Below are 6612 nucleotides of genomic sequence, written 5' to 3'. Positions count from 1 at the left end.
AGGCCTCCGGGGTCGGGCGGCGGTGGTGGGGGGGGGGCGCCGCCCCCGCCCCCCCCCCCCCCGCCCCCCGCCTCGGGCTCCAACCGGGGCAGGTCGCCACCCCCCCGCCGGCGGGGGGTAAAGGAGGAGAAGGGTTCCCGGCCTGGGGTGGGGCGCCGGCCGGGGGCGGGGGGGGGGGGGGCGCGGGGGGCGCGCCGCCCCCACCACCGCCGCCCGACCCCGGAGGCCTGACATCCCATGATGCTGGAGGACCTGCTGAGCGCGCTCGCGCTGATATTGGTGATCGAGGGCATCATGCCCTTTCTCAGCCCGCGCACCATGCGGCGGGTGCTCTTCCAGATCGTCCAGCACAACGACCGGACGTTGCGCTGGACCGGCCTGGCGACCATGATCGCCGGCGTCATCCTGCTCTACCTGGTGCGCCACTGACGGCGCGGAGGCACTCATGACCGAGTCTATCCCGACCCGCGGCGAGCGCTGGATGCTCCCGGACGCGGTGGACGAGCTGCTGCCGCCCCGGGCCATGGCCCTGGAGCGGCTGCGCCAGCGCGTGCTCGGCTGCTACGAGCGCTGGGGCTACGAGCTGGTGATGCCCCCGGCGATCGAGTATCTCGACTCCCTGCTCACCGGCGCGGCCCACGACCTGGATCTGCAGACGTTCAAGCTCACCGATCAGCTCTCCGGGCGTATGATGGGTGTGCGCGCCGACATCACGCCGCAGGCCGCGCGTATCGATGCCCACCAGCTCCGCCGGGAGTGCCCGGTGCGGCTGTGTTACTCGGGCACGGTGCTGCAGACGCGCCCCGACGGGCTCACCGGTTCGCGCAACCCGCTGCAGGTGGGCGCCGAGCTCTACGGCCATGCCGGCGTCGAGAGCGACATAGAGGTCATCGCCCTGATGGTCGAGACCCTGCGCACGGCGGGGGTGGCGAGCGTGCACGTGGACCTCGGCCATGTCGGCATCTTCCGCGGTCTGGCCCGCCAGGCCGGGCTCGACGAGGCGGCCGAGACCGCGCTGTGGGATGCCCTCCAGCGCAAGGCCGTGGCGGACCTGGATGCGCTGTTGCGCGAGTACAGCGTCCCGGCGTCGGTCGCGGGCATGCTCGCGGCCCTGCCGGAGCTCACCGGCGGCGTGGAGGTGCTGGATCACGCGAACGAGCGCCTGGCGGAGGCCAGCGGGGCGGTCCATGACGCCCTGCGCCGGCTGTGGTCCATCGCCGGGGCGCTGGAGCGCTGGCTGCCGAGCGTGGCGCTGCATTTCGACCTCGGCGAGCTGCGCGGCTACCGCTACCATACCGGTGTGGTCTTCGCGGCGCTGGTGCCCGGCTTCAGCCAGGAGATCGCCCGCGGTGGACGTTATGACGAAATCGGCGCCGTGTTCGGGCGGCCCCGGCCGGCGACCGGTTTCAGCGCCGATCTGCGCAACGTGCTCGCCCTTGCCGACGAGGCGGGCGCCACTGGCGTCGTGCCGGCGGCGATCGGTGCCCCGTGGACCGACTCCACGGCGCTGTTCGAGCGCATCGACGCCCTGCGTGCCGCCGGGGAACGCGTCGTCTGGCTGCTGCCCGGCCACGAGCACGAGGCGGCGGAGATGGGCTGCGACCGGGTGCTCGTGCACAAGGGCGATGGCTGGGTCGTGGAATCGCTTGATTGAACGGAAGGAATTCAATGGGTAAGAGCGTCGTGGTCGTCGGCTCCCAGTGGGGCGACGAGGGCAAGGGCAAGGTGGTGGATCTCCTCACCGAGGGGGTATCCGCCGTGGCACGTTTCCAGGGCGGTCACAACGCCGGTCACACCCTCGTGATCGACGGCGAGAAGACCGTGCTGCACCTCATCCCGTCCGGGATCCTGCGCCAGGACGTGCTCTGCCTGATCGGCAACGGCGTGGTGGTCTCGCCGGCGGCGCTGCTCGAGGAGGTCGAGACGCTGGAGGCGCGGGGCGTGCCCGCCCGCGAGCGCCTGCGCGTGAGTCCGGCCTGCCCGGTGATCCTGCCTTCGCACCAGGCCCTGGACCAGGCGCGCGAGCGCGCCCGCGGCCAGGCCGCCATCGGGACCACCGGTCGCGGCATTGGCCCGGCCTACGAGGACAAGGTCGCCCGGCGCGGGCTGCGGATCGGGGATCTCTTCCACCGTGAGCGCCTTGCGGCGAAGCTCGGTGAGCTGCTGGACTTCCACAATTTCGTGCTCCAGCACTACTTCGGTGAGCAGCCGCTGGACTTCCAGCGCATCCAGGAGGCCTGCCTGGCCCATGCCGAGGCGCTGCGGCCGATGACCGCGGACGTCGCCGCGCTGCTCCATGACCGGCGCGACGCCGGTGAAAACCTGCTCTTCGAGGGCGCCCAGGGCACGCTGCTGGACATCGACCACGGCACCTACCCCTACGTGACGTCCTCGAACACCACCGCCGGCGCCGCCGCCGCCGGCACGGGGGTCGGGCCGCGGCACATCGACCACGTGCTCGGCATCACCAAGGCCTACACCACCCGCGTGGGCGCGGGGCCGTTCCCGACCGAGCTGTTCGACGAGCTCGGCGAGCATCTCGCCCGCCGGGGCGACGAGTTCGGCGCGACTACCGGACGGCCGCGGCGCTGCGGCTGGTTCGATGCCGTGGCCATGCGCCGCTCGGCGCAGATCAACAGCCTCTCCGGGCTGTGCATCACCAAGCTCGACGTCCTCGACGAGCTCGATACCCTGCGTATCTGTGTGGGTTACCGCAGCGACGACCGCACCAGCGCGGTGCTGCCGGCGGGGGCCGAGGCCGTCGCCGAGTGCGAGCCGGAATACGTGGAGCTGCCGGGCTGGCGGTGCTCGACGGTAGGCGTGCGCCGCTACGAGGACCTGCCGCAGGCGGCGCGGACCTATCTCAGCCGCATCGAGGAGCTGGTGGGTGTGCCCATCGACATGATCTCCACCGGTGCGGACCGGCGCGACACCATCGTGCTCAACAACCCCTTCGATTGAGCAGGCGTGGGCGGGGCGTCATCACCCCGCCCGGCTGACCCCTGACGGATCGCCGGCGCCCGTCCCGGGCCGCCGGTCGTGCTGGCACCGATCACCGACGTTGTCGGTACCCCCCCCTGGCCGCCGCGGATAGCACCGAAGGCATTGCGGTATTCGGCGTTGCCTGCTGTCGCCGGTGTCACTTCGGCGTCAGTCGCACCGGGGAGGCACCGCGGGTGCCGGGGCGGTCGTGTGACGCGTGGGTGGGGAGCGGCGGTGGCGACCTTCCTGTGGCCGCGCATAAAAAAAGGCGAGCCGTCAGGCCCGCCTTTTCCGTTGTCTGGTGCCGAGGAGAGGACTTGAACCTCCACGGGGATTACCCCCACTAGCACCTGAAGCTAGCGCGTCTACCAATTCCGCCACCTCGGCTTTCCTGTCGACTCGATTGCCTCTCGTCGACAAGCGGCGCAGAGATTAACCGGGGTGCGCGGGCCTGTCAATGCCCGGGTGCGATCGCGTATGCTGATTTGATTGACTACAAGCGCCAAGCAACGAGGACTACCTGCCGAATGGCGAAAAAACGCAGCGTCGATCCGGACACGGATCCGCATCTTGCCCGTGAGAAGGAAAAATACGGTAACCCGGTTCCCAGCCGCGAGTTCATCCTGGAACAGCTGGAGGCCGCGGCCCGGCCGCTCTCCCGCCGGGAGCTCGCCGAGCTCTTCGAGCTCGCGGAGGAGGACGACCTCGAAGGCCTGCGCCGCCGCCTGCGCGCGATGGAGCGCGACGGCCAGCTCGTGCGCAACCGCCGCAACGGGTACGTCGTGGTGGACAACGAGGAGCTCGTCCGCGGCCGGGTACGATCCGGCCCGGAGGGCTGGGGCATGTTGCACCCCGACCTGCCCGGCGATGATGTACTCCTCTCGCCGCGGGAGATGCGCAACCTCCTGCATGGCGATCGCGCGGTGGCACGCATCACCGGCGTCGACCGCCAGGGCCGGACCGAGGGCGAGATCGTGGAGGTGCTCGAGCGCGCCAACCGCTCCATCGCCGGGCGCTATTTCGAAGAGAGCGGCGTGGGCTTCCTGGTGCCGGACAACAAGCGTCTCCATCAGGACGTGATCATCCCCGCGGATAACCGCGGCGAGGCCCAGAACGGCGACCTCGTGGTGGTCGAGGTGCTCAGCCAGCCCACCAAGCGCCGCCAGCCCATCGGCCGGGTCACGGAGGTCGTGGGCCGTCATATCCCCGCCGGCAGCGAGATCGATGTCGCCGCGAGGGTTCACGGCATCCCGGTGGAATGGCCGGCCGAGGTTACCCGCGACGCCGAGGCCTTCGGCGACGAGGTGCCGGGGCCGGCGAAGCAGGGACGCACGGACCTGCGACAGCTGCCGCTGGTGACCATCGACGGCCCGGACGCCCGGGACTACGACGACGCGGTCTACTGTGAGCCCACGGACAGCGGCTGGAAGCTGCTTGTCGCGATCGCGGACGTGGCCCATTACGTCGAGCCCGGCTCAGCCTTGGACCGCGAGGCGGCGGAGCGGGGCAACTCCGTGTACTTCCCGCGCAGCGTCGTGCCGATGCTGCCGGAGGTTCTCTCCAACGGCCTGTGCTCGCTCAACCCGAAGGTGGACCGCCTGTGCATGGTCTGCGAGATGCAGATCAGCCGCGAGGGCAAGCTCCGGCGCTCGCGTTTCTACGAGGGCGTGATGCGCTCCAGCGCCCGGCTGACCTACGACGAGGTCAAGGCCATCCACATCGACCGCGACCCGGATGTGCGCCGGCGTTTCCGCGGCGTGCTCAAGCACGTCGACAACCTCTTCTCCGTCTACCGCGCCCTGCGCAAGGATCGCGATCGCCGCGGGGCGATCGACTTCGAGACCACCGAGACGGAGATGAGCTTCGACGACCAGGGCCAGATCGCGGGTATCCACCCGACCGAGCGCCACGACGCGCACAAGCTCATCGAGGAGTGCATGGTGCGCGCCAACGTGGCCGCGGCGCGCTTTCTGCTGCGCCGCCGGATACCCGCGCTGTACCGTGTCCATGAGCGCCCGGCGGAGGAGCGGCTGACTAACCTGCGCCAGTTCCTCAGCCAGACCGGGTTGCGCCTGGAGGGCGGCGATGCGCCTGAGCCCAAGGATTACGCCCGTCTGATGCAGCGCGTGCGCAGCCGGCCGGACCGTCACCTCATCGAGACGGTGCTGCTGCGCTCGATGATGGCCGCCGAGTACCGTCCGGACAACGTCGGCCATTTCGGCCTGGCGCTGGACGCGTACGCGCACTTCACCTCGCCGATCCGGCGCTACCCGGACCTGGTCGTCCACCGTGCGATCAAGCACGCCATCAACGGCGGCAAGCCGGCGGACTTCGGCTACCGTCACGACTACCTGGTGACCCTCGGCGAGCACTGCTCCATGACCGACCGGCGCGCCGAGGAGGCGAGCCGCGATGCGGAGATGACGCTCAAGTGCCGGTACATGTCCCAGCACGTGGGCACCGAGTTCAACGGCGTGATCAGCGGGGTGACGAGCTTCGGGTTGTTCGTGGAGCTCGACGGCGTCTACGTCGACGGGCTGATCCATATCACCAACCTGGAAAGCGACTTCTTCCACTTCGACCCCATCGGTCACCGGCTGACGGGGCAGCGCACGGGCAAGGAGTACCGTCTCACCGACCGTATCCGGGTGCTCGTCGCCCGCGTAGACATCGACGAGCGCAAAATCGACTTCCAGCCCGTCGCCCATCCCCTCGGGCCGGACGGCGAGCCGCTGGAGGAATCCGCCGTGCGCCGGCGCGGTGGTGGCCAGAAGAAGCAGAAGTCCCGCTCCGGCCGTCGCCGCGGTGGCCGCCGCCGCAGTAGTGGCGGCAGTGGCAGCGGGGGCGGCGGTAGTTGAGCGGCAACCTCCAGGTCCTCTTCGGCCAGCACGCGGTACGGGCCGCGCTGCGCTACGATCCCACCCGCGTGGTCGAGGCCTGGGTGGACGCGCGCCGCGGCGACGCCCGCGGCCGCCGGCTGCGCGAACAGCTCGAGGGGGTGGGGTGCCCCGTCCATACCGCCGACCGCCGGACCCTGGACCGCCTCGCCGAGGGCGGCGCCCACCAGGGCGTGGTGATCCACTACCGCGGCGAGCGCCCCCGGGGCGAGGACGACCTGGCGCAGATGCTGGACGGCCTCGACGAGGCGCCCCTGCTGCTGGTGCTCGACCAGGTCCAGGACCCGCACAACCTCGGTGCCTGTCTGCGTACCGCGGACGCCGCCGGCGTGCACGGCGTGATCGCGCCCCGGGACCGGGCCACCGGACTCACACCGGTGGTGCACAAGGTCGCTGCCGGTGCCGCGGCACGGGTGCCGTTCTTCCAGGTCACCAATCTCGCGCGCACGCTCCGTGGGCTGCGTGAGCGCGGTGTCTGGCTGGTGGGGGCGGCGGACGGCGCCGACGCCGCGCTCTACGACGCCGACCTCACCGGGCCGCTGGCGCTGGTGCTCGGCGCCGAAGAGTCCGGAATGCGCCGGCTGACGCGCGAGGCCTGCGATACGCTGGTGCGCATCCCCATGGCCGGTGCGGTGGAGAGCCTCAACGTCTCCGTGGCCACCGGCGTGGTGCTCTTCGAGGCCGTTCGTCAGCGGCGCTGACACGCGGTTTTGCGCCCGCCGCGTGTCGGGGT

General features: G+C 70.9%; 5 protein-coding genes and 1 tRNA gene. 5 read left to right on the top strand and 1 reads right to left on the bottom strand.

Annotated elements, in window-relative coordinates:
* Positions 1 to 237: 237 nt before the first annotated feature.
* The 3 genes from ACEZHJ_RS15510 to ACEZHJ_RS15500 are packed head-to-tail and all read left to right on the top strand — an operon-like array spanning position 238 to position 2961.
* On the top strand, positions 238 to 429 hold the full coding sequence (locus ACEZHJ_RS15510) for a DUF2065 domain-containing protein (protein WP_018717219.1): 192 nt from the start codon (positions 238 to 240) through the stop codon (positions 427 to 429).
* A 16-nt stretch (positions 430 to 445) separates the two neighbouring features.
* A complete protein-coding gene (locus tag ACEZHJ_RS15505; protein ID WP_163139149.1) occupies positions 446 to 1654 on the top strand; it encodes an ATP phosphoribosyltransferase regulatory subunit in 1209 nt (402 codons plus the stop codon).
* 14 nt (positions 1655 to 1668) lie between these two features.
* Positions 1669 to 2961 carry an adenylosuccinate synthase gene (locus ACEZHJ_RS15500; RefSeq protein WP_163139148.1) on the top strand — a complete coding sequence of 431 codons (1293 nt, stop codon included), beginning with the start codon at positions 1669 to 1671 and terminating at the stop codon, positions 2959 to 2961.
* A gap of 320 nt (positions 2962 to 3281) precedes the next feature.
* On the opposite strand, the gene ACEZHJ_RS15495 is transcribed toward ACEZHJ_RS15500, so the two are convergent.
* A tRNA-Leu gene (locus ACEZHJ_RS15495) sits at positions 3282 to 3369 on the bottom strand.
* Positions 3370 to 3509: 140 nt separating this feature from the next.
* Between ACEZHJ_RS15495 and rnr the strand changes: the two genes are divergently transcribed.
* A complete protein-coding gene (rnr, locus tag ACEZHJ_RS15490; protein ID WP_018717222.1) occupies positions 3510 to 5840 on the top strand; it encodes a ribonuclease R in 2331 nt (776 codons plus the stop codon).
* Positions 5837 to 6580 carry a 23S rRNA (guanosine(2251)-2'-O)-methyltransferase RlmB gene (gene rlmB / locus ACEZHJ_RS15485; RefSeq protein ID WP_163139147.1) on the top strand — a complete coding sequence of 248 codons (744 nt, stop codon included), beginning with the start codon at positions 5837 to 5839 and terminating at the stop codon, positions 6578 to 6580. Before rnr ends, rlmB begins: the two co-directional genes overlap by 4 nt.
* The last annotated feature ends 32 nt before the right edge of the window (positions 6581 to 6612 follow it).

Source organism: Arhodomonas sp. KWT2, from assembly GCF_041949875.1.
Lineage (GTDB): Bacteria > Pseudomonadota > Gammaproteobacteria > Nitrococcales > Nitrococcaceae > Arhodomonas > Arhodomonas aquaeolei.
The sequence above is the reverse complement of the archived record's forward strand: the minus strand, read 5'-3'. Positions and strand labels throughout refer to the sequence as shown.